This window comes from Roseibacillus ishigakijimensis (assembly GCF_016595415.1).
Lineage (GTDB): Bacteria > Verrucomicrobiota > Verrucomicrobiia > Verrucomicrobiales > Akkermansiaceae > Roseibacillus > Roseibacillus ishigakijimensis.
Map to the genome: position 1 here is coordinate 1 of NZ_JAENIO010000140.1, position 543 is coordinate 543.

The 543-nt window shown below is 46.8% G+C and carries 1 protein-coding gene; it reads right to left on the reverse strand.

Annotated features, from left to right (window positions below):
• Nucleotides 1-71: 71 nt before the first annotated feature.
• On the reverse strand, nucleotides 72-530 hold the full coding sequence (locus tag JIN78_RS16930; protein WP_200393179.1) for a hypothetical protein: 459 nt from the start codon (nucleotides 528-530) through the stop codon (nucleotides 72-74).
• Nucleotides 531-543 lie beyond the last annotated feature (13 nt).

The following is a 543-nucleotide window of genomic DNA, read 5'->3' on the forward strand; positions in this document are numbered from 1 at the left end:
AACGTTCTAGCACACCCAATCCGACCGACTCAGCGCGCTTTTCACTACTTCTACCACGTCCCCTCCTCCAGTCAATCTCCGACTCGCCAGCGCGGTCGGATTTGTGGTGCTGCGCATTGTTCGCTATTCCTAGAGATTTCTTCGTTGACCAAATCCTCAAGAACCTTCCTCGGAATCCACGAAAGTGATACCAGTGTTCCGCTGTAGATTGGGATAGTAGCAAATAGCAGCCACAAATTTGAATTTAGCCCCGCTATCAGGGTTGTTGCCATCGCGGCAAGAGCAATCGAAGAGGGAATAATACTTACAAGCGTCATCATACGTGACGATGCAACCTTCAAAAATTGTTCATTCGAGAGCATCGTAGGAAACTTAAACTCGCCATTGAATGCGCTACCTAAGTTGCGAGCCAAGTTCTCATCCTCACTGTTCCTTGCTGCTATCAGAAGGTTCACGAAGAACGCAGTTAGACAGCAAAGGGTAAATCTAAAGGCTTGATTCGAAAATAAGTCTTCCATCAAGAATGCCATTTCTTAAGCGAAC

Bases quoted from the DNA above. Each gene is read 5' to 3' on its own strand.
- JIN78_RS16930 (WP_200393179.1), bottom strand. From the start codon at position 530: ATGGCATTCTTGATGGAAGACTTATTTTCGAATCAAGCCTTTAGATTT.